The organism is Lysinibacillus sp. FSL M8-0134 (assembly GCF_038069745.1).
Classification (GTDB): domain Bacteria; phylum Bacillota; class Bacilli; order Bacillales_A; family Planococcaceae; genus Lysinibacillus; species Lysinibacillus irui.
The window spans coordinates 2,152,642-2,175,486 of sequence record NZ_JBBPAJ010000001.1; the positions used below are offsets into that span (position 1 = coordinate 2,152,642).

The following is a 22,845-nucleotide window of genomic DNA, read 5'->3' on the forward strand; positions in this document are numbered from 1 at the left end:
TACCTAATGATCGGTAGAGGATTTTTTATAGAAATTAGCTTAAGCCTTGACTATCTTTCCATTCTAAAAATTCATCATATGTTAATTGCTTATCTAAAATAGAGCCGTCTTCACGGATTTCGATGACACGGTTCGCAATTGTTTGGATGAACTGATGGTCATGAGATGTGAAAATCATAGCGCCTTTGAAACGAATTAAGCCTTCATTTAAAGCTTGAATTGATTCAAGGTCAAGGTGGTTCGTTGGTTCATCTAGTAAAATAACGTTTGCTGTCGCAAGCATCATTTTTGATAGCATACAACGTACTTTTTCTCCCCCTGATAAAACAGAAGGTGATTTTTTTACTTCCTCGCCTGAGAATAGCATACGTCCTAAGAAACCACGTAGGAAGCTTTCTGTTTCATCATCAGGTGAGTATTGACGTAGCCATTCAACTAATGATTTCTCAGAACCCTCGAAGTACTTATCATGATCGTTTTCGAAGTAGCTTTGAGATGTTGTGACACCCCATTTAAATGTACCAGCATCCGCTTCTCTTTCTTCCATTAAAATATCAAGGAGAGCTGTTTTTGCCATAGGGCTACCAAGTAAAACGATTTTATCTTCTTTGTTCATAGAAAAACGAATATCTTTAAATAACGTTTCGCCATCTTGAGTAGCTGTAAGGCCATCGACTGTTAAAACATCATTACCGATTTCACGGCCAATTTGGAAGTTGATGAATGGATATTTACGGCTTGATGGCTTAATATCATCTAGCTCGATTTTATCCAGCATTTTTTTACGAGATGTCGCTTGCTTCGATTTAGAAGCATTCGCAGAGAATCGTGCGATAAACGCCTGTAATTCTTTAATTTTTTCTTCTTTTTTAGCATTTTGGTCTTGTGCCATTTTTTGTGCTAATTGAGAAGATTCATACCAGAAATCATAGTTACCCACATATAATTGGATTTTAGAGAAGTCCAAGTCCGCAATATGTGTACATACTTTGTTTAAGAAGTGACGGTCATGGGATACAACAATAACTGTGTTCTCAAAGTTAATTAGGAATTCTTCTAACCATTGAATAGCCTTTAAGTCAAGGTGGTTGGTAGGCTCATCGAGTAAAAGAACATCAGGCTGACCGAATAATGCCTGTGCAAGTAATACTTTGACTTTGTCAGAGCCTTCAAGGTCACCCATCAGCATGTAGTGAAGGTCATCTGAAATACCTAAACCGTTTAATAATGTAGCTGCTTCTGAGTCAGCTTCCCAACCGTTTAGCTCTGCAAATTCACCTTCTAGCTCTGCTGCACGCATGCCATCTTCATCTGAGAAGTCTTCCTTAGCATAGATAGCGTCTTTTTCTGTTTTTACATCATAAAGGCGCTTATTCCCCATAATAACAGTATCAAGTACTGTATGCTCATCGTATTCAAAGTGGTTTTGCTTTAGGACGGATAAACGTTCGTCCTTGCCCATTGATACGTGACCTTCCTGTGCTTCAATTTCACCAGAAAGAATTTTTAAGAATGTTGATTTACCAGCACCGTTTGCTCCAATTAAACCGTAGCAATTTCCTGGTGTGAATTTTATATTTACGTCTTCAAATAGTTTACGATCGCCATAGCGAAGACCTACATTACTAACTTGAATCATGCAAGTTCCTCCTTTTTTCACAATGGCTCTAGTATATCATGAAATATGTTCCATAGTCTATAAACATTATTAAATCAAGGTTTTGCGTTCTTTCAACCTATTTTGTTAAACATAAATTGAATAAAGATACAATTAAAAAGTTTTTCTTGATGTAACTTTCTGCAAAGTTGAGACGTCTATATTGTTGTACGATTAACTATTCTTGAAAAAGAATAGAGAAATGACATCATTTACCATGGGGATTTTGGTTGCTTCTTCACAAAGATATCGACTAAAATAATGCTGACTGTTATCAGGTGAACTTAGGTTTCTAATCACCACATGTGTATGTACATAACCCCGTTTGGAATGCCAGCTGATCGTTCCCTTCGATCATTCATACTATTTTTATGCGATTACTACAATTGTCCAATTGGTTGACAAAAAGCATCCAATCCTCATTAATCATTGTATTCATTGATATTAGTAAATCAATTCACATAGAAAAGTTCCGTAGATTAGGTGTGTTTTAATGTACGGTTAAGAGGCTTACATTTGTAGGCAAATGTAGAAATTAGGACATTCAGCTCTTTCAAGAGGTGGAAATGATGATAAAATAAACATGTTTATGGAAAAATTAACTATTGGAGGTACTTTATGGGTAAAGGCTTATTATGGACAGCCACTTGTGTAATAGTAGTTTTACTAGGGTTTGGAAGCTACTATTTTATTAAAGAAATAACAAACTCTATGGCATACAATAAATTAGTGGATGAGTATAAAAAGCCAGAACCAATAAACAATATAGAGGCAGACTATGATGTGATCGTTATTGGTGGAGAACCTGAGGGGGTAGCAGCTGCAGTAGCTGCGGCTCGCAATGGTGCGAAAACATTATTGGTAGAAAAACGACAAGAGCTTGGTGGTTTATTTACATACGGAATGCTGAATTTCCTCGATATCCCCCGTGATGGCCACAATAACTCGATCAGTAAAGGTATTTTCAAAGAGTGGCATGAGCTTGTCAAAGGGAATGACGCTTTTGGCATTGTCGGTGCGAAGGCAGCCTTTAAAAAACTAATTGATGAAGAGCCAAATTTAACCTTATCAGTGCAAACCGAGGTATTGAAAGCGAATGTGAATCAACAGCAAGTAACCTCAGTCGAATTAAAAAATGCGTACGGTACATATGTTGTGACGGGGAAATCTTTTATAGATGCCACACAGGATGCTGATTTTGCTGCAATGTCGAATGTTCCTTTCTTTGTAGGTGGAGAGGATATTGGCATAAAGGATAAACGCATGGCTGTGACTTTAATGCTGCATTTAAAAAATGTAGATTGGGATGAAGTGAAAAAAGCAGCGAAGTCTGACGTATTTGGCGGAGCCAACTTAAATCATACGGTTATGTGGGGCTTCACAAAGCTACATGATGAATACAAGCCTATACAAGAGGGCACGAGATTAAGAGGGTTAAATTTAGCGCGCGTCGATGATGAATATTTTATTAATGCCTTACAAATCTTTGGCATTGATGGCTTGAATGACAACTCCAAACAAGCGGCCATTGCGGCAGGTAAGAAAGAAACGTTACACATTCTCAAATATTTACAGGAAAATTTCCCAGGATTTGAAAAAGCGGAAATTGTCAGCTATCCAGAAGAGCTGTATGTGAGAGAAACAAGACATATTTGGGCCGAATATCAATTACCCATGGCTGATCTTTGGAAAAATAGTGATCAGTGGGATAGTATTGGAATTGCCTCGTACCCAGTGGATGTGCAAGCACAGACACCTCATGACTATGGCTACGTTATTGCTGCACCAAAGCAGTATGCCATTCCTTTCCGTTCATTAGTACCGAAGGATATTGATGGCTTGCTTGTGGTTGGACGCTCAGCCGGTTATTCGTCACTGGCAGCTGGTAGTGCGCGTGTTGTGCCTACCGGAATGGTAACAGGTGAAGCGGCTGGTACTGCGGCTGCACTAGCTTTGAAAGAGAATATCAGCTTTAGAGACATGAGCAAGGATAAAAAGCTTATTGCCTCTTTAAGAAAGCAGCTCGAAAAACAGGGAGCTTATGTTGATTCATTTTCTGTTGAGTATCCGTATCAAGGAAAATGGTATGATGAAGCCATTCAAACACTCATTAATTACGGTCTTGTAGTAGGTGGCTACGAAAATGATTTAAAAGTCGATAGTAAGGCAACAAAAATTAAGTTTGCTAAAATGCTAAAAGAGAGTATGCTCCGTGCTGGTGGAGAGAGTGCCACAGCTAAGAAGGATCAGCTCGAAATTGTCATTAATAAAGTTTATAATAATGGTGATGAAGCCATTATGAGAGATGAAATGGCACAATATTTGGCTGACGTTCTTTTAGGCAAATCCGATGCTACTAGCTGGGATACGTTGATTCAAAAAGGAATCGTCACGGAAAAAGTGGCGAAGAAAGTCAGAGAGAATAAGAATTTAAAATTAAAAGAGATGTACGCCATCATGGCCGATGTCATTCACTATGTAGAAAAAGAACGTTCCTCCTGATGAGGAGCGTTTTTTTCAAAAGGAAAATGAAAATCATATTGACGCCAACTAGAAAGTCCTGTAATATATGTCAAAATCATAAAAAAATTCGATGAAAAAGAGAGTAGTTGATGGGACAGCTGGCAAGCGAGTTAGGGATGGTGTGAGCCTAATACAGAAACCATGAATGAAGCGCACTTTGAAGAAGATTCTCGAACTAGTAGTAGAGAATAGCGGGGCGTCACCTCGTTAACAACGGAAAGTGGTCATAACAATGGCAACTAGAGTGGTACCACGGGATTACTATGCTCTCGTCTCTAATTTATAGAGACGGGGGCTTTTTTATTTGAACAGGAGGATGGGAAAATGAATAAACAAATTGCTAATAGTATTGCAGAAGTTTTTAATCAACAGTTATCGGTGGATGAGATTGAACATTTATTAGAAAAACCAAGAACTTTAGAGCTTGGGGATGTGGCATTTCCGTGCTTTACGTTAGCTAAAACATGGAAGAGATCACCGCAAAGTATTGCCGCGGATATAGCGAATCAGTTAAAAAGTGATGACATCCAGCGTGTGGAGGCTGTGGGTGGCTATGTCAATATTTTTTTGAATCAACAGCAAGTGACGCAGCATGTGTTAAGCAATATCCTGCACGAGAAACACTTATATGGCACCAATCAAACTGCCATGGGACGCGTCGTGTTAGATTTTTCATCGCCCAATATTGCGAAGCCTTTCTCCATGGGACATTTACGTTCAACGGTCATCGGCAATGCATTAGCTAATATTGCTACGAAAAATGGCTATCAAGCGATTCGTATCAATCATCTAGGTGACTGGGGCACCCAATTTGGTAAACTCATCGTGGCGTATCATTATTGGGGTGACAAACAGGCCATTACAGCATCACCGATTGAGGAGTTATTAAAGATTTATGTGAAGTTTCATGAAAAAGCAGAGCAAGATCCAACACTAAACGAACAGGCACGTGCAGCCTTTAAAGCGTTAGAAGACGGCGATGAAGAGGCACTCGCATTATGGCAGTGGTTCAGAGATGTCTCCTTAGTAGAGTTTCAGACAATCTATCAGCTACTCGGCATTGATTTTGATGCCTTTACGGGAGAGGCCTTTTACAATGATAAAATGACAGCCGTTGTGACAGAGCTAAAAGATAAAGAACTCTTAGTAGAATCAGACGGGGCATATGTAGTTGAGTTAGACAATATGCCACCGTGCTTAATTACAAAAACGGATGGAGCTACGCTTTATGCAACGCGTGACTTAGCTGCAGCCTTCTATCGTCAACAGCACTACCAGCCAGAAAAGATTTTCTACGTGGTCGGTAATGAGCAATCACTACACTTTAAGCAACTATTTCAAGTCATCGACAAAATGGGCTATGCTTGGGCAAACCATCTACACCACGTACCATTTGGGATGATGCTTAAGGATGGTAAAAAAATGTCTACACGTAAAGGCAAAGTGGTGTTGCTTGCTGATGTGCTCAAAGAGGCTATTGCAACGGCCAAGCACAATATTGAAGAAAAGAACCCTCATTTACCAAATAAAGAACAAGTAGCACAGCAAGTAGGGGTAGGTGCGGTCATTTTCAATGATTTAAAATATCATCGCCAAAATGATATTGAATTCTCAATCGAACAAATGATGAATTTTGAAGGAGAAACAGGGCCATATGTGCAATACACCTATGCACGTCTGTGTTCAATTTTAGAAAAAGTCGAGGTACCATCACATGACGTGACTCTCGAAGCATTAGGTGAGCAGGCTTGGCCGATTATTTTATTATTAGAACAATTTCCTAACGTGGTGGTCACAGCTTTTGAACAGGCAGATCCGTCGCTAATAGCAAAGTTCGCGTTACAGCTTGCACGTTTATTGAATAAATATTATGCACAACATAAAATATTAGCCGATGATGCACAACAAACATCACGTATAGCACTATGTTATTGTGTCGCAATCATCTTAAAAGAATCACTCACTTTATTGGGCATCGAGTCACCTGCAAATATGTGAGGTAGCACGATCATAGATTGTCTTGTCAAAGTCGCAGTAGAGAGGATATTGAACAAATGGTGAAAAAACAATGGACCGTTTCGCTCATACTGGTGGTAGTAAGTATATTTTTAATTGCGCTCAATATGAGACCAGCAGTAACAGCAATTGGACCACTATTTAACGTATTAGCATCAGCCTTGCATGTCTCCAATACGAGCATCAGTTTACTAACTTCGATTCCCGTTTTTTGTATGGGATTATTTGCTCCACTTGCTGTACCTCTTCAACGAAAGCTTGGGACGAAATCGTCTATCACACTGTTAGGCGTCATCCTTGTTGTAGCGAATGGATTGCGTTTTTTTAAAGAAAGCTATCAATTACTAGTGATCACCAGTTTTATGGCAGGTTTGGCTATCGCTATAATTGGTCCGATATTAAATGCGTATATTAAGAAAAAATTTCCGCAGCGTTTTACGGCAGTGATTGGTATCTATTCATTTGGCATTGGGGTAGGGGCTACCTTAAGTGCAGCGTTAACTGTTGCTTTTTATCATGCTTTTGCTAATAGTTGGACCATTGCACTTGGGCTATGGGTCATACTAGCTATTGTCGCAGTTGTCTTTTGGTTATTGGCCATTCCAACAGAGCAGCCAGAGTTTGGGCAAAACGTGGAAACGTCTGAACAGAGTCGGAATCCGTGGACATCTAGACGTGCCTGGGTGATTTTACTGTACTTTGGTTTACAAACGTCGCTGTTTTTCTCCATCATGTCTTGGCTCACACCTCTTCTGCAGGATAAAGGCTCGACACTAGAGGCAGCTAGTACCATGCTCACATGTATGTCAATTGTGCAAATGATTGGAAATATGGCTGTGCCAGTATTCATGGAAAAATGGCCAAATCGAATGACTTGGATTCGAGCATTAGGCTTAGTAGGCGTCATTGGATTTACACTATTGTGGCTCACATCAGGGACCCTTTTATGGTTAGCTGTTTTATTGATTGGCATAGTCTTAAGTGGTCTATTTCCGATTGGCTTGTTGTTACCACTTGATGAGGCCCAAAACGATCAAGAGGCCAATAGCTGGTCCTCGATGGTGCTATCAGGTGGCTTTATGCTGAGTGCCATAATCCCAATCATGATTGGGGTTGGCTATGACATAACAGGCAACCATATGTGGACATATGTCATCTTTCTTGTGTTGATGGTAGGCATTATAGCAACGACAGGACTATTAAAAAAATAAGAGGATATGCGTTAACAGGCGCATGTCTTTTTTTTGAAAATTATTTTCCGATTCAGTTATCCTCCAATTCTCACAACAAATGTTATGTTTCATAAAAAATAATAGGTAGAATGAAATAAATAGAGACAAGTTGCTGCATTTTTCTAATATTGATTTTTAAATAATAATATTATGTAAACTTGAAACATCACCATTCCTTGATTATGATAGACAATAGAGAATGATGAAAAGAAAGTTTTGGTGAAAGTATGTATAAAAAAGTGCTCGTGTTAGGAGCGACAGCTTTACTCATCACAGGCTGTGATAGTCAAATAGGAGCAGGCTGGTTTCAAAGTAAAAAGGCAGAAGTCCACAAAGAGAGATCGATTGTCGAGCAAGAAGAAAAAATTATTCCAGAAGTAAAAGTTATCGGAGAGCATGGTATTGGGGCAGGCATTATAATTAAACAACAGGATGATCATCTGTTCATTTTAACGAGTGGAGCACTTGTCGCATCCAAACCAACGGCTCTTATCCAGTTCGGTCAAAATAAGTTAGTGGCAGCAGATGTTCATTTCATGTCAACAGCACATAATATGGCCCTTTTACAAGTTTCGTATCAAGCAAATGTCCAAGTGCCCAAAATCTATGAAGGGGAACTTAATCAGCTAGCAGTTTATGTCAATGGCATGCCCTATACCATTCAGAAATACCAAGATAAAGTAGCGGCTTATTATATTCAAGCAGAAGAAGCCCTACCTTTAGGAAGCCCTGTTATGGAGGCAAACAACGGGGCTATTGTTGGACTTTATTTTAATCGTCAGCAACAAGGTGAGTCCCAACCATACATACTGCCAATAAAGGAAGTCCAGTCCTTTGTGGAGGAGTGGATTGAAGATGGCATGACACCTAGTGTTCGTTTATCCCAATCTAAAAACCTATATCCTTATATTGAACAGGGTGATAAGGAAGCAGTACAGCAAGCTATCGACCAATATGGCGAAAATATCTTTGCCTATAATACGGATGAAATTAAGCTATTTTTAGATACGTTCCATAAGTATTTAAAGGGGGCAGTGGCCATTCAGGATGCAAGTGTCATGGAACCAATCGTTGGATCAGAAGATTTACAAGAAACCCTTACAAGTATGGTTGCCTATTATGCCTCCAAACAGGCGAAGATCCATTTCTCTGATACGAGCATACAGGATATTCAAGTGGAAGAATCCCATCTCCTTGTGAGAGCCAAAACGGAATATATACTAACGAATGCTGCTGGGCAGGAAGCGCTTGCCCACTCCATCATGCTGTATGAATTAGAAAAAAATGACCAGGGCGAGTACAAGCTACTTCGTCTAACAACCGAGGAGTGAATTGTACATGGAGCAAGCAAGACAAATGCTACAGCATCATTTTGGCTATGACGCCTTTCGTCAAGGACAAGCCCAAATTATTGAACAAACATTACAAGGGCAATCAAGCCTTTGCGTAATGCCAACAGGTGGAGGGAAGTCCATTTGCTATCAAATTCCTGCCTTAATGCTAGAGGGCTTAACCATTGTTATTTCGCCGCTTATTTCCTTGATGCAAGATCAGGTCGAGGCGTTACGTGCGGCGAACATTCCTGCTGCTTATATTAATAGTACATTGACAGCACAGGAAGTGGATGAAACGATGCAGCTAGCTAGTGCTGGGTATTTAAAACTTCTATATATTGCACCAGAGCGACTAGAAAGTACTACGTTTCTTCAAGCCCTGTCTTCGTTAACTGTACCCCTAATCGCTGTAGATGAGGCTCATTGTATTTCCCAATGGGGTCATGATTTTCGACCAAGCTATCGCTCTATTCAAAAGCTCTTTACTTTGTGGCCACAAAAACCAACTGTTTTAGCGTTGACTGCCACGGCAACGCCAGCAGTCTGTGAGGATATTCGTCAATTATTAACGATTGACGAGCGGGCAACGGTTATCACAGGCTTTGCTCGTGATAATTTGGCTCTCACGGTGTTAATTGGAGAAAATAAGGAACGTTATATTAAAAATTACTTAATGAAAAATAAACAGGAAGTAGGTATTATTTACGCTGCTACTCGAAAAGCAGTAGATGCGATTTATGATATGTTAAGTCGCTCCGGGGAAGCAGTTGCCAAATATCATGCGGGCTTATCAGAGGATTTGCGAATGGCAGAGCAGGAGCGATTTTTAAAGGATGAGGCACGTATTATGGTAGCCACCAATGCTTTTGGCATGGGGATTGATAAAAGTAATGTGCGCTTTGTCTTGCATTATCAAATGCCTCGCAATATGGAGAGCTATTATCAAGAAGCGGGTCGAGCTGGGCGAGATGGTCTACCAAGTGCCTGTCTCTTACTTTACGCCTCTGGCGACGTCCAAACACAGCGTTTTTTAATTGAACAAACACAGGATGAAGCACGTATCACTCAGGAGTTAGCAAAGCTCCAAACAATGGTCGACTATTGCCATACAGAGGGTTGTTTACAAAATGCCATTTTATCGTATTTTGGTGAGGAACAGGAAGAGCCTTGTGGACGCTGCAGTAATTGTAATGATGGACGCACTGTGACAGATGTGACCGAGGATGCGCAGAAGGTGCTTGCTTGTGTCGTGCGTATGGGACAAAAATTCGGTAAGACGATGGTTGCCCAAGTGTTAATTGGCTCTAAAAATCAAAAAATCGCTGAATTTGGTTTTGCTCGATTATCGACCTACGGCATTTTAAAAGGACAGTATTCCTCTAAAGATGTCTCCAACTTTATTGAGTTTTTAATTGCAGAAGGTTTATTGGCCGTGAAGCATGGGACATTCCCAACCATTTATGTATCAGCAGAGGGCAAGGAAGTACTACTTGGCAATCGTCAGGTTATGCGTAAGGAAGCTGTCACAGTGAAGAAGCTGGTGGACAATGATCCATTATTTGAACATTTACGGGTGTTACGAAAAGAGATTGCGGATGAAGAAAAGGTTCCACCATTTGTTGTATTCTCCGATAAAACATTGCGTGATCTATGTGATAAAAGACCAGCTGTACTGGAGGATTTACGACAGGTAAGCGGTATTGGTGGGGTGAAATTTGACAAATACGGTAAGCGCTTTTTTGAGGCGCTGCAATCGTTTGTAGAAGCCTCATCATAAGAATTTTCAGCTGTTTTCGTACAAAAGGTGTCTCCAACATGTGAGACACCTTTTATTATTGCTTATTTTTCCCAATGTTTTGTAATGAATTCATCTCGGCCAGAAATGGCACGATCTTTCTGATAGTGTTCAGCCTCTTTTTTATAATAGTCTTGGTGATAATCTTCTGCTGGATAGAAGCGTTCAGCATCGCGAATTTTGGTTACAATAGGTTTATCAAAGCGCCCACTGTTGGCAAGCTTTTCTTTGGAAGCCAAAGCGATTTGCTTTTGCTCATCTGTATAGGTAAAGATGGCTGTTGTATAGGATTCTCCACGATCATGGAACTGGCCAAATGCATCTGTTGGGTCAATTTGCATCCAATAAATCTCAAGAAGCTGTTCATAACTAAAAATAGTAGGATCGAATTCAATTTCGACTACTTCCAAATGACCTGAAGTCCCTTTCTTGACATCTTCATAGGTTGGATTTTCTAAATGGCCGCCCATGTAGCCAGAAGTGACTTTATGTATACCGTCCCACTCGACGAATGGCTTCACCATGCACCAAAAACATCCGCCAGCAAATGTAGCTTTTTCTATCATATTGCATCATCCTTTCTTTTGTGAAATTATTATAGCATTGTTTTGCTCCAAACTGGGTAAATGGGTGTAAAATAACGAGTAGATAGAAAAACATGGAATCGATACTGTCAAAATGAAACTTTCTAGCTAATCAATCGTTACATTAACTATATCAAAATAGAGGAGTTAGTTGTTATGGAAGAGCAAGATTATACGAGACGCTCACAACGTCCGAAAAAACGGAGACTACGTAAAGGGAGAGCTTTTTTTACATTAATACTACTCTGTATCATTGTCATCGGAGGTTACTCTATTATGCAATATCGTAGTGGGCTTGAACTGGCTAATGATACGAATGTAGCGCAGGAAGACTTTTCTGGTGATACGATCAAAGGGGATATCGAGAACTACTTGATTTTAGGTGTCGATACACGAGGTGAGGAAAAATCACGTACAGATACGATGATGGTATTATCGTGGAATAAAGCAAATAATGATTTAAAACTCGTATCCTTTATGCGGGATATTTATGCTGATATCCCAGGCTATCAATCCTACAAGTTGAATACAGCTTACTATTTAGATGGCGTCCAACTATTGAAGGATACATTGACGAATATGTTTGGCTTGCCGATTCATCATTATGCATTAATTGATTTTAAGAACTTTGAATCATTAGTTGATATTTTGGCACCGAATGGTGTGGAAATGGAAGTAGAAAAGGATATGTCTGAGAATATTGGGGTAGAGTTAAAGCAAGGTGTCCATCGCCTAAATGGACAAGAGCTACTAGGCTATGCTCGTTTCCGCCATGATGCTGAAGGTGACTTCGGTCGTGTCGCACGTCAGCAAAAAGTCATTGAAGCTTTAAAAAATGAGCTATTAACACCTAAAAATGTTTTACATTTACCAAAATTTGTAGGAGCAGCTCAAGGGTATGTGACAACGGACTATTCATCAGCTGAGGAAATGCAACAAGTGCTTAAATTGCTATCTAAGGGCAAAGTAAACATTGAAAAAGCTACGATTCCTATTGAAGGAAGCTATCAATTCCAAAACTTTAGCCATGCGGGTGATTCCATTGTCATCGATGTAGAGCAAAATAAAGCCTTTTTAAGTGAATTTCTTGGCATTTCACTGGAGTGATATTTCGCAAAAACCAACATTATCCTGTAATATAAAGGTAGAGATTTGGATTGGGGTGGATATATGGAAAAAGACAGACCAAAAGAGCGTTCAAACCTGCTAGCAACCAAGTTTATACGTTTTTTAGGTGGTAGAAACCTATTATTTACACTAGTTATTTTATTATTAGTTGCATGTGTTATTTTTATGTTTAATCAAGTTTCCTTTATCTTTACCCCGCTACAAGTATTATTTGAAGTAGTGATTTTACCAGGGGTACTAGCCGTCATTGGCTACTATTTATTGCGGCCATTACTGGCGTTACTCGTTAGATGGCGCATCCCAAGAATTTGGGGTATTTTACTACTCTATATAGCGGTAATTGGTGTGATAACACTTCTTGTTGTGTTGGTTTATCCGTTTTTACGCGATCAATTTACCAATTTAGCACAGGAATTCCCTGAATACTTCATGACATTCACACAAAATATTGTTGGATTCCTAAATAATTCTCGTTTTAATGAGTATTTAGCGACACTTAATTTTGATTACAATGAAGTGGTGAAAAATTTCACAACCGATATGGTGAAAACGGTGAGGGAAACAGCTACCAATGTAGCGCAAGGTGTTGCTACTGGTATTACGGGCTTCCTATCAACATTAACAGGCATTATCCTATCCCTTGTGACAGTACCGTTTATTTTATTTTACCTACTAAAAGAGGGCGAAAAATTACCGAAATTTATGCTGAAAGTGTGCCCACCACGTATGCGTAAAGAAGTCACTGAAATTTTCCATGACATGGATAAGCAAATTAGTTCTTACATACAAGGACAAATTTTAGTATCCATGTGTATCGGGGCCATGGTAACGATTGGCTTTTTAATTATTGGAATGAAGTATGCGTTATTACTCGGCTTCCTAGCCATGATTACTAGTGTGGTGCCTTATTTAGGTCCTGTCATTGCCATCACGCCAGCCGTTATTATCGCGCTTGTTACTTCGCCATTTATGCTAGTTAAGCTAGCAATTGTTTGGACAATCGTTCAGTTAATCGAGGGGAAATTCATTTCGCCACAAATTATGGGGAAATCATTAAGTATCCACCCGATTACAATTATCTTTGTATTATTAACAGCAGGCTCGTTATTTGGTGTTCCTGGTGTCATTTTAGGGATTCCCGGCTATGCGATCTTTAAAGTGTTAATCACACATCTATTTAAGCTCTTTAAACAACGCTATAACCGTTACGAAGATGATGTCCATCAAAAATATGATATCTAATCAGCACACAGCTATTGCCATATGGCAGTAGCTGTTTTTTGATGAAAGGGATATTGATATGCTATCCTTTTATTAGATTCACCAAAGGATGGGGGAAAAGGGAATGACATACATACCGATCAATTTCCAAGAAAAATTGGCTAAATTTCAGGAGCATTGGTCTCCAAAAGTTATAGCGGAAATGAATGATTATCAATTTAAACTAGTGAAAGTACAAGGGGATTTTGTTTGGCATAAGCATGAGGATACGGATGAGGTATTTATCGTCATTGAAGGGAGTTTAATAATCGAGTTTCGAGATGGTCATGTGCAGTTAAATGAAGGTGAAATGTTTGTGGTCCCACGTAATGTTGAACATAAACCGTATGCAGCTTCCGAATGCAAAATTTTGCTTGTAGAACCGATTGGCGTAGTAAATACTGGCGAGGAACAATCGGCGCTAACCGCTGAAAATGACGTGTGGATTTAATAACCTTGATTTTCATGATAAAACCCTTCCAACATGATGTTAGAAGGGTCTTTTATTTTCACTATATCTAGCTTTTTGCCAGTAATTTTACTTGTGCTAAGCGATCTACAGCTTCTTGAAGAAGTTCCTTAGGCTGTACTAAAGCTAAACGTAAATAGCCTTGTCCAGCAGTACCAAACACGGTCCCTGGAACAGTCACAACGCCAACTTGTTCAATTAATTGGAAGGCTAGCTCCGTACAGTCGATATCGTACGGATATTTCGCCCATACAAACATCCCACCATCTGAAGGTGCCGCATCCCAACCTAATGCTTGTAAGCCATTCATTAATGTCTTATGGCGTTCAGAGAAAGTGGCACGTAAGCTTTCCGTGATTTCCTCTGCGTTGTCCAGCGCTACAACGGCTGCATCTTGAATCGGCTCAAAAATACCAAAATCTAAATTGGATTTTAATTGTTTGATAATGGCGATCATTTCTGCATTTCCAGCGATGTAGGCAATACGTGTCCCGGCAAGGCTAAAGCTCTTCGATAATGAATTAATTTCCATGCCGACTTCTTTTGCACCTGGTGTAGCAAGGAAGCTAATAGGACCATCACCTGTAAAATAAAACTCTGAATACGCTGCATCATGTAGAACAATAATATTATACTTTTTAGCAAAGGCAACCACTTTTTCAAAATACGCTAAAGAGGGCATTGCGGGTACAGGATTTCCTGGTAAGTTTAAAATCAATAGCTTGGCCTTCTGAGCAATGTCTTCAGGTAAAGCGTCTAAGTCAGGTAAATAATTGTTATCAGCTGTTTGAGGCATATAATAAGGTGTTGCGCCCGCTAAGTGAATCCCTGCGTCATAGGCAACATAGGCAGGGTTAGTAGATAAAACGATGTCACCTGGATCACAAAAGGCAACTGGTAAATGAACTAAGCCTTCTTGAGAGCCAATTGTTTGAATGATTTCTGTAGCTGGATCTAAGTCAACGTTGCTACGACGTTTATAGTAGCGACTTACTGCTTCATAAAAACGTTGTGTACCTGTCAGTGTATAACCGTAAGACTCTGCTAAACCTGCTCGATAAGAAAGGTGCTCACGTATTTTATCATGTGGGGGAAGATCAGGACTCCCTAAGCTTAAATCAATTAACGTCATGCCCTTTGCTTGTTGTTCTCTAGCAAAATTTTTCAAATCTCCGAAAATTGCTGGTGTAAATAATGACATTTTTTTAGATGGTACGATTTTCAAAACTAGTACACTCCTTATTGTTGTATAAAGTGAAACGTCAATCGTAGGAGATGTCTTATCTCCCAATCGATTGGTTATGTTCACGAATCGGGCTTTTACAGGCCGTTGATCTTACTATGACCTGTTTATGCGAGATAACAGAATAGTAGTACACATTTTATCATACTAAAGCACATAAAGGGACAGATATTCTGAAAAAAGAAAATATTTATATAATGAAGAAGATGTGTGCATAGACTAGCGAAAATAGATTGTCTGTTGTTGGAATAAGCTACTATAAATTCCTTCATGGAGGGAAATGTATTATACTGAGTATAAAGTTTTTCAGGTAGGGGGAGTCTGATGAGAACCGAGCAAGAGATGTTTGACTTACTATTGACGACGGCACAATACGACGAAAGAATTCGAGCTGTCTATTTAAATGGCTCAAGAGCAAACCCACATGTTGCAAAAGATATGTTTCAAGATTTTGATATGGTCTATGTTGTCACGGAGACGGCCTCCTTTTTAGAGGATGACAAGTGGATTCATCTCTTTGGCGACTTACTGATGGTACAGGAGCCTGATCTACTGGATAAAGGACTTGGTTTCGACAAAGACTTTGCTTATAGCTATACATATTTAATGCTATTTACAGATGGCAATCGAATAGACCTTCGCTTATTATCAACTCAAGCAATGCTAGATGAGTATGGAAAGGATAAGCTAACAGTTCCTTTACTAGATAAGGATCAGCTTTTGCCACCTATCTCTCCAACCTCTGATTGTGATTATCATATTAGTCCACCTACTAAGGGGCAGTTTGACAGCTGTACGAATGATTTTTGGTGGTGTTTACAAAATGTTGCGAAGGGGATATGGCGGGACGAGCTGCCCTATGCTAAGCAAATGTTTGAGGACACAACGAGGCACGCTCTTCATCAAATGCTCAATTGGTGGATTGGTCAGCAGCACCATTTTCAATTATCTACAGGTAAAATGGGGAAGTATTTGAAAAATTATCTGCCAGAAAATTATTGGGCATTGTATAAAAAATCCTATGCAGATGCCAATTATGATCATATGTGGAGTGCTATTTTTGCTACATGCACACTGTTTCGAAGCATCGCAAAAGACGTTGCGCATCACTTTCATTTCTCATACCCTCATAAAGATGATGCGAATATGACGGTCTATTTAAAGCATGTACAAATGCTACCACGGGATGCGAAAAGCATTTTGTAGAGTGGAGGGAGTTAGCAGTGAAGGTATATTCACTAAGCGGACCAAGCGGCACTGGCAAAAGTACTAGTGCACTTGCCTTTGCCCATAAATTAGGCGTAGTGGCCATCATTGATGATGGATTACTTATTATTAATGGCGTAAAAGTCGCTGGCGTTTCAGCGAAATTTGAAAAAAATACGATTACCGCTGTTCGGCGTGCTATTTTTACCGAGCAAGAACATCGAGAGGCAGTTAAAAAAGCGTTAGCTAGCTATAAGGTGGAGGCCATTTTGCTGATTGGGACCTCTACTAAAATGACGAATAGCATTGCGAAGCAGCTGGAGCTTGGACCTATTGAGCACTATTATCAGGTGGAAGATGTTCGTTCCTTGAAGGAAATTCAAAAAGCTCGTTTTATCCGTCAAACACAAGGTAAGCATGTTATGCCCATTCCATACCGACAAGTGGAGCAAAATTTCTTTAAACGGTTAGTGCAAAAGGGGATGGAGATTTTTTCATCAAAACGTGAAAAAATCGGGGAAACGACCATTGTGCGACCTGATTTTCAGCGAGAGTATATCGAGATTAGCAAGCATGTCTATGTTGATTTACTGACTTATTGCTGTAATCAACAAGCCATTGTCCAAAAGGTAGAGCACGCTCAATTTGTGCTAGGTGATCAGGCTGAAGCGATCCTCACTATTCAGGTGAAGCTGCCGATCGATTACCCATTAGCAGCGCATGTATTGGAACTTCAACAAGCGGTGCAGGAGTCGTTTTATCTGCATTTTGGCTATGAATTAGATGCGATCGATGTTCAGGTCAAAGTGGCTTTACAAAAGAAAAAATCATAAAAAACAGGTACTCCCCATCGCACCAGGGCGAAAAGAGTACCTGTTTTTTATTTCGGCTGTCGAGTGAAGTGCGGCTGGCGTTTTTCAACAAAGGCACGGCAACCCTCTGCAAAATCGCTGCCCACAAATGGTGTAGAGCCCTGCCATAATGTTGGCACACTATCAAGACATTCTTGCACGGATTGTTTAACAGCTAATAAGGATTCCGGCGACATCCCTGCAACGAGCTTGCCCATGCGGATCATATATTTATTTAAGTCTTTTTCAGCTACCAAATAGTTGAGCATTCCTAGCTTGAAGGCTTCTTCGGCTTTAAACATTCGACCGGTAAAGACTAAATCCTTTGTTGTGGCAGGACCTACTAGCTGTACTAAACGCTGTGCAAATTTATTATTTAAAGTAATGCCTAATTTTCCGACAGGGATACCAAGTTTCGCTTTGTCGGAGCCAATACGGATATCACAGGCTAAGGCTAATTCTAAGCCAGCGCCCATCGCAGGCCCATTAATGACGCCAATCGTAGGAATGGGTAAGCGCTCAATGGTGGAAATGGTTTTTTCCATATGTACAAACGCTTCTTCGGCTTTGTCGAGGGAGATGGCATTAAATTCTTTAATATCAGAGCCTGCGGTAAAGTTTTGGCCAGAGCCTCGTAAAATAAGGACTTTATTTTTAGGATTGTCTAATACTTGTAGAGCTATTTTCGCTAATTGATCCCACATGTTTGCGGTTAATGCATTTTTGGCTTGTGGTCGGTGAATCGTAATAATGGCCAGACCAGCTGTTTCTTGATAAATAATTTTTGCATCTTCTGCTTCCAATCGAGTCGTCTTTACTTGCATAGTAGAAAGCCCCCTACATGTTAGTTTCTGTCTTTATTATATAACACAATGAAAAATAATCACGGAATTATACGAATTTTCATATAAAGTTGCGTTGTTACACGAAAATAGAAGAAAAAGATAGCATATGTACTAAAACAGGGGGAAGAATTTTACTATTGTAATAAAGTAAAAGATGTGAGAAACTAAATGTAAGAACATATGTTTCTTATTTACGTAAGGAGTACTTGCTGCAAGAAGCGGGTGTGTGTAATGATAATACAGATTATCCGACACTAAAGTAATTGTATTTAATTATGAACTGACGCACCCAATATATAGTAAAATATAAACATACTACGCACAGTAAACAAGGAGGGGCCATATGGTAACACTCAAGGAAGCATGGGATAGTTACTTTTTACTGCTGCAATCACTGAAAAAAAGTGCTGCAACAAAAAAGCAGTACAACATGGATGGACAGCAATTTTTAACGTTTGCCCATGAACAGAAATACTTGTATGTGGATCATCAATTAAAGAATTTACTTAAGCTTTATAGTGACTATCTAAAGGAAACCTACAGCAATATCAATACATTTAATCATAAAATAGCGACTTTACGAGGCTTTGTTGACTTTATTTTTCTACGTGAATGGGTAAAGCCTTTTGATTATCAAGTTATATTACAGCCCAAAAAAAGACAAAAAGAGGCATTACAAGTACTGACAAATAAACAGATCATGCTCATTGCCAATGTTTGGCCAACTTATTTTCAATATGCCAAAACAGAGGAGCATGCCTGGCTGGCGAGACGTAATGGTGCCATTGTTCAAATGTTGATGGAAACAGGTTGTAAGCCAGCAGAGCTTGTGCGCATGAAATGGTCGCACATCATCGAAGAACATGCGACTATTTTTATTGCCAATCGGAATGGGCGTCGAGAAATAAAATGCTCAGCCGTACTTATGGACATGCTAGCACAATATAAAAAAGAGACAGCACACCTACATGGACAAGAGGTTGGGGAATGGATTTGGGTAAGTGAGGCGAGTGTGGCAAAGCCAATTTCAACGAAGACAGTGGAGCGTATTTTCCAAACGATGTCTCAAGATATAGGTAAAAATGTAAGAGCAACAGATTTGCGTTATACCGTTATGCAACGGTCATTTCAACAAGACAAAACACTGGAACATATTCAACAAGAAATGGGCTATGTACGGAAATGGGTGCTGACAGAAAGACAGCAGCGCTTCGAATAAAATCGGTGAGACCGCATTATATGACTTAAACGCAAAATCAGTGGAGCTTTTTTATGCTCCACTGACTCTTTCTTGTTCTTTATAAATGATTTAATGCTTTCACACTGACTTTTACCGTTAAATCATGCTTTCCTCCAGTATAAACTCCTTCTACAGGGCTTATATCACTATAGTCGCGACCAATACATAAAATAATATGGTTTTCTAAAACTTCCACATTATTTGTTGGATCAAGGCCAATCCAGCCTATACCTGGTATCATGACCTCTACCCATGCATGTGTCGCAATATCGCCAATAAGGGCCGAATTTTCATCTACATATAAGTAGCCACTGACATAACGAGCAGGGATTCCTTTTGCACGCAAAACAGCAAGCATTACATGGGTGAAATCCTGACAAACACCTCGTTTTAATGCAAAAGCCTCACTTGCTGTTGTTGTTACATCTGTTGCTGTTGGGTCATATTCAAAGCTTGCATATAAATATTGCATTAAATTAAGTGAAAAGAGCACAGGATTTTCAGCATGACCGATTGCATGATAGACTTCCTCTAATTGCTGATCCGTCATAAATGTAAAATGAGTTCCTTTTAAATACGGTAAATAATGCTCGTAAAATAGCTGTGAATGAAAGATTGTCTGCATTTCAGGCGAATACTGAATACGATGAATAAAGGGTGCACGCTGAATACTGACAATCGAGGATGTATGAATTTCTAATGTTTGATGCTGCTCTGGTATATAAAAAGACCCAACTGTATTACCCCATATATCTGTATGCTCACGGGTAAGAGAGGATGGCGTTATGGCAATTCGATAGGATAATAATCGCTGACGCTCATCACTACGTGGCTTTAAACGGATCGTATTTAAACTTTGGTCGACTTCAGATTCATATTGAAAAACGTTTGTATGCTGAATTTCAAATTTCATCGTGTCCGCTTCCTTCTGCTTACTGACTTGCCTGTTGAAAGGGAGCTGTGGTGGATTCCTTTCAAGGTTGTACGCTGGGTTCATATAAATGATAAATTGTCGAAAAAGTATCACTAAAAGCAATACATTGAGACAATCTTTCCTCCATTATAGTAATGGTTTCTTCAATAGTTATTTGCCAAAAATCAATATGATCGATTGCTAAGATAAGGCTTCTAATATTCCATTGAAGTGTTAAAAATCTTGAGGATAGTGCATCATGTTCAATAGCCATTATCGCATCTTCTATTTTCTTTAAACAGTACATGACAGAACTTGGGCAATGCTCATCTTGTACTAAATAGCGAATGACCGTCTGTAAATTTGTTTGGCGATGCTTGCGCATAAAAGACTCCCTTGCTGCCGCAAGCTCTAATAAAAATGCACCATCACCTTCTTCCAACGATAATCCCGCTTGCTTTTGCTGTTCTACAATAATGACTGTCATGCGAATTGTTTTTTCTGCGCGCTCAAGCCATTTCCCGACCTGCATGAAATAATAGGGGAGCGCACGATCCATTGTACTCTCTATCAATCCCGTTTCCATCCATAACGTTTTCCGCACTTCCTGTAAAAATGCCTGAAGCTCAATGAGTGGGATTGGCCGTTCTCTTGTCAGTATGGCCTGTCGCTTTGTTAAATAAAAGTCATTTTGAATTTCCCATAGTTCAGTTGGTAGACTATCACGCGTTACTCGTGCATTTTCTCGAATCGCACGTAATGTGGCATGGAGGGCATTACTATTTTTTTCAGAAAATAGAAGATAGTCAATCAATGGGTTAACTCGGACTGTATTGTAATTGTCTAAATATTCCTCCTTGGAGGCGCAAATATTTAACACAGCCTCCCAATGATCAATATAGTCATGCTCTTGCCCAGATTGCTCCAACATATTCAACAGCTGTATCTGTAATATATGTGCATTTGTTTGTGAGCGTTCACTATACCGAGCCATCCAGTACAACGCGTCGGCTACTCGACTTAGCATGCTGCAACTCCTCCTTTAAAATCCACGTATCCTTCGCACCACCACCCTGTGATGAATTCACAACGAGTGAGCCTTCTTCAAGTGCCACTCGTGATAAACCACCAGGTAAAACATAACAATCCTCGCCCTTCATGACATACACACGCAAATCGACATGGCAAGGGTAGAATCGTCCATTTTGAAAGGCAGGTGCTCTAGATAGTTTAATCGTTGGTTGGGCAATGTATTGCAGTGGGTTCTTGCAGATTTTTTGCTTAAACAAAGCGATTTCTTCCTCACTTGCATGGGGACCAATTAGCATATCATAGCCCCCAGAGGCACTGACATTTTTAATGACTAGCTCCTGCATATGCTTAAGCACCCATTCACGCTGCTTGTCATCTCCTAGGTGATAGGTTTTCACATTCGGTAATATCGGTTCTTCCTGTAAATAATAACGAATCATGTCAGGTACATAGGCATACATCGCTTTATCATCAGCCACACCGTTTCCAACGGCATTTAGAATAGCAACATGACCAGCTTGATAGGCTGCCATTAAATGAGGGACACCTAGTAAAGAATCCTCACGAAAGACAGCAGGATCTAAGAAGTCATCATCGATACGACGATAAATGATATCTACTTGCTGTAGACCATATATGGTTTTCATATAAACTTTCAAATCCTGTACGACTAAATCACGACCCTCTACTAGCTTGATATTTAAATGCTGGGCTAGAAAAACGTGATCGTAGTAGGCTGAATTGTAAATGCCAGCTGTAAGGAGCACGGCTTTAGGCTCACGATCTGCTTGCATGGAGGGAGGTCGATGTGCCAGAAGGGCCTTTTTCATATAACACATCTGTTTATCCAATGGTCGAATAGTATGTTTTGAGAAAAACTCCGGATACACTTCCTTCATGACATCCCGATTTTCGAACACATAGGAAATGCCAGACGGATTGCGTAAATTATCCTCTAGCACATGATAACGACCTTTTTCATCACGAATTAAATCGATACCTGCTAAAAATATATGATTCTTGATTGGCACTTGAAGTCCCGTCATCATAGGCGTGAAGTAGGGATTATTTTCTACAAGCTGTCGAGGAATGAGCCCATCTCGAAGTATGTTTTGCTGACCATAGACATCCTGTATAAATAAATTCAAAGCTTCTACACGTTGTTTGACACCTGCCTCAATGTGAGACCATTGTATTTGAGGAATAATAATCGGGACACAATCAAAAGGCATTGTGCGCTCAGTTCCATCCTGTGTTCCATATACCGTAAAGGTAACCCCTTGTCTGAGAAAGCTTGCCTGTGCTTGTCGGTATTTTTCTTCCAGTTGCTCCTGTGAAAAAAGGGATAGCTTATGATGAAAAGAACGGTAATGAGGCTTTGGCTTATTGCCGTCAAACATTTCATCGAAAAAAAGACTAGAATCATATAATTTCTTCATCATATGGATCGCCTCCGAATTTAAGTAGTAGTGAAAACATGTTACACTGTGAATAAATACATAAAAAGGAGCTAACAA

General features: G+C 39.7%; 18 protein-coding genes and 1 other annotated feature. Of the genes, 11 read left to right on the forward strand and 7 right to left on the reverse strand.

From position 1 onward, the window contains the following. Positions 1-34: 34 nt before the first annotated feature. The gene (locus MKY49_RS10940; protein WP_274797175.1) at positions 35-1,639 is read right to left on the reverse strand and encodes an ABC-F family ATP-binding cassette domain-containing protein; all 1,605 of its coding nucleotides are present in this window, start codon (positions 1,637-1,639) and stop codon (positions 35-37) included. 636 nt (positions 1,640-2,275) lie between these two features. Between MKY49_RS10940 and MKY49_RS10945 the strand changes: the two genes are divergently transcribed. The 5 genes from MKY49_RS10945 to recQ all read left to right on the forward strand — a co-directional run bounded on the left by MKY49_RS10945 (position 2,276) and on the right by recQ (position 10,539). Further along, positions 2,276-4,159, forward strand: coding sequence for an FAD-dependent oxidoreductase (locus tag MKY49_RS10945; protein WP_341386208.1), 1,884 nt, complete (start codon positions 2,276-2,278; stop codon positions 4,157-4,159). Between the two features lie 82 nt (positions 4,160-4,241). Then, positions 4,242-4,460 (forward strand) — a binding site (T-box leader). 44 nt (positions 4,461-4,504) lie between these two features. Continuing rightward, the gene (argS, locus tag MKY49_RS10950) at positions 4,505-6,178 is read left to right on the forward strand and encodes an arginine--tRNA ligase (RefSeq protein ID WP_341386209.1); all 1,674 of its coding nucleotides are present in this window, start codon (positions 4,505-4,507) and stop codon (positions 6,176-6,178) included. A 56-nt stretch (positions 6,179-6,234) separates the two neighbouring features. Beyond that, positions 6,235-7,407, forward strand: a complete 1,173-nt coding sequence (locus MKY49_RS10955; protein WP_341386210.1) for an MFS transporter — start codon at positions 6,235-6,237, stop codon at positions 7,405-7,407. Between the two features lie 248 nt (positions 7,408-7,655). Further along, complete coding sequence (locus MKY49_RS10960) at positions 7,656-8,759, forward strand: TcaA NTF2-like domain-containing protein (protein WP_341386211.1); 1,104 nt, start codon at positions 7,656-7,658, stop codon at positions 8,757-8,759. Positions 8,760-8,766: 7 nt separating this feature from the next. Then, positions 8,767-10,539, forward strand: coding sequence for a DNA helicase RecQ (gene recQ / locus MKY49_RS10965; RefSeq protein WP_341386212.1), 1,773 nt, complete (start codon positions 8,767-8,769; stop codon positions 10,537-10,539). Positions 10,540-10,601: 62 nt separating this feature from the next. Here recQ and msrA read toward each other — a convergent pair whose 3' ends face one another. Continuing rightward, positions 10,602-11,123 (reverse strand): peptide-methionine (S)-S-oxide reductase MsrA, encoded by a 522-nt coding sequence (gene msrA, locus MKY49_RS10970; protein WP_341386213.1) that lies wholly within the window; start codon positions 11,121-11,123, stop codon positions 10,602-10,604. 174 nt (positions 11,124-11,297) lie between these two features. Here msrA and MKY49_RS10975 point away from each other — a divergent pair, with 174 nt between their 5' ends. From MKY49_RS10975 to MKY49_RS10985, 3 genes are all read left to right on the forward strand, one after another. Next, positions 11,298-12,248, forward strand: a complete 951-nt coding sequence (locus MKY49_RS10975; protein ID WP_341386214.1) for an LCP family protein — start codon at positions 11,298-11,300, stop codon at positions 12,246-12,248. 63 nt (positions 12,249-12,311) lie between these two features. Further along, positions 12,312-13,511, forward strand: a complete 1,200-nt coding sequence (locus tag MKY49_RS10980) for an AI-2E family transporter (protein ID WP_341386215.1) — start codon at positions 12,312-12,314, stop codon at positions 13,509-13,511. 103 nt (positions 13,512-13,614) lie between these two features. Continuing rightward, positions 13,615-13,980: a cupin domain-containing protein gene (locus MKY49_RS10985; protein ID WP_341386216.1), complete on the forward strand. Its 366-nt coding sequence runs from the start codon at positions 13,615-13,617 to the stop codon at positions 13,978-13,980. 67 nt (positions 13,981-14,047) lie between these two features. On the opposite strand, the gene MKY49_RS10990 is transcribed toward MKY49_RS10985, so the two are convergent. Then, the gene (locus MKY49_RS10990) at positions 14,048-15,223 is read right to left on the reverse strand and encodes an aminotransferase class I/II-fold pyridoxal phosphate-dependent enzyme (RefSeq protein WP_341386217.1); all 1,176 of its coding nucleotides are present in this window, start codon (positions 15,221-15,223) and stop codon (positions 14,048-14,050) included. A 342-nt stretch (positions 15,224-15,565) separates the two neighbouring features. Between MKY49_RS10990 and MKY49_RS10995 the strand changes: the two genes are divergently transcribed. Next, entirely contained in the window at positions 15,566-16,447 is an 882-nt protein-coding gene (locus tag MKY49_RS10995; protein WP_341386218.1) for an aminoglycoside 6-adenylyltransferase, read from the forward strand. Between the two features lie 17 nt (positions 16,448-16,464). Further along, complete coding sequence (locus MKY49_RS11000) at positions 16,465-17,280, forward strand: ATP-binding protein (protein ID WP_341386220.1); 816 nt, start codon at positions 16,465-16,467, stop codon at positions 17,278-17,280. A gap of 47 nt (positions 17,281-17,327) precedes the next feature. Here the strand turns inward: MKY49_RS11000 and MKY49_RS11005 are convergent, their stop codons facing one another. Further along, positions 17,328-18,122 (reverse strand): enoyl-CoA hydratase/isomerase family protein, encoded by a 795-nt coding sequence (locus MKY49_RS11005; RefSeq protein WP_274797193.1) that lies wholly within the window; start codon positions 18,120-18,122, stop codon positions 17,328-17,330. Positions 18,123-18,486: 364 nt separating this feature from the next. On the opposite strand from MKY49_RS11005, the gene MKY49_RS11010 reads away from it, so the two are divergent. After that, the gene (locus tag MKY49_RS11010; RefSeq protein WP_274797194.1) at positions 18,487-19,362 is read left to right on the forward strand and encodes a tyrosine-type recombinase/integrase; all 876 of its coding nucleotides are present in this window, start codon (positions 18,487-18,489) and stop codon (positions 19,360-19,362) included. A 79-nt stretch (positions 19,363-19,441) separates the two neighbouring features. Here the strand turns inward: MKY49_RS11010 and MKY49_RS11015 are convergent, their stop codons facing one another. From MKY49_RS11015 to MKY49_RS11025, 3 genes are all read right to left on the reverse strand, one after another. Then, entirely contained in the window at positions 19,442-20,296 is an 855-nt protein-coding gene (locus MKY49_RS11015) for a transglutaminase family protein (protein WP_274797196.1), read from the reverse strand. A gap of 61 nt (positions 20,297-20,357) precedes the next feature. After that, entirely contained in the window at positions 20,358-21,323 is a 966-nt protein-coding gene (locus MKY49_RS11020) for an alpha-E domain-containing protein (RefSeq protein WP_341386221.1), read from the reverse strand. Next, positions 21,277-22,767, reverse strand: a complete 1,491-nt coding sequence (locus tag MKY49_RS11025; protein WP_341386924.1) for a circularly permuted type 2 ATP-grasp protein — start codon at positions 22,765-22,767, stop codon at positions 21,277-21,279. Before MKY49_RS11025 ends, MKY49_RS11020 begins: the two co-directional genes overlap by 47 nt. Positions 22,768-22,845 lie beyond the last annotated feature (78 nt).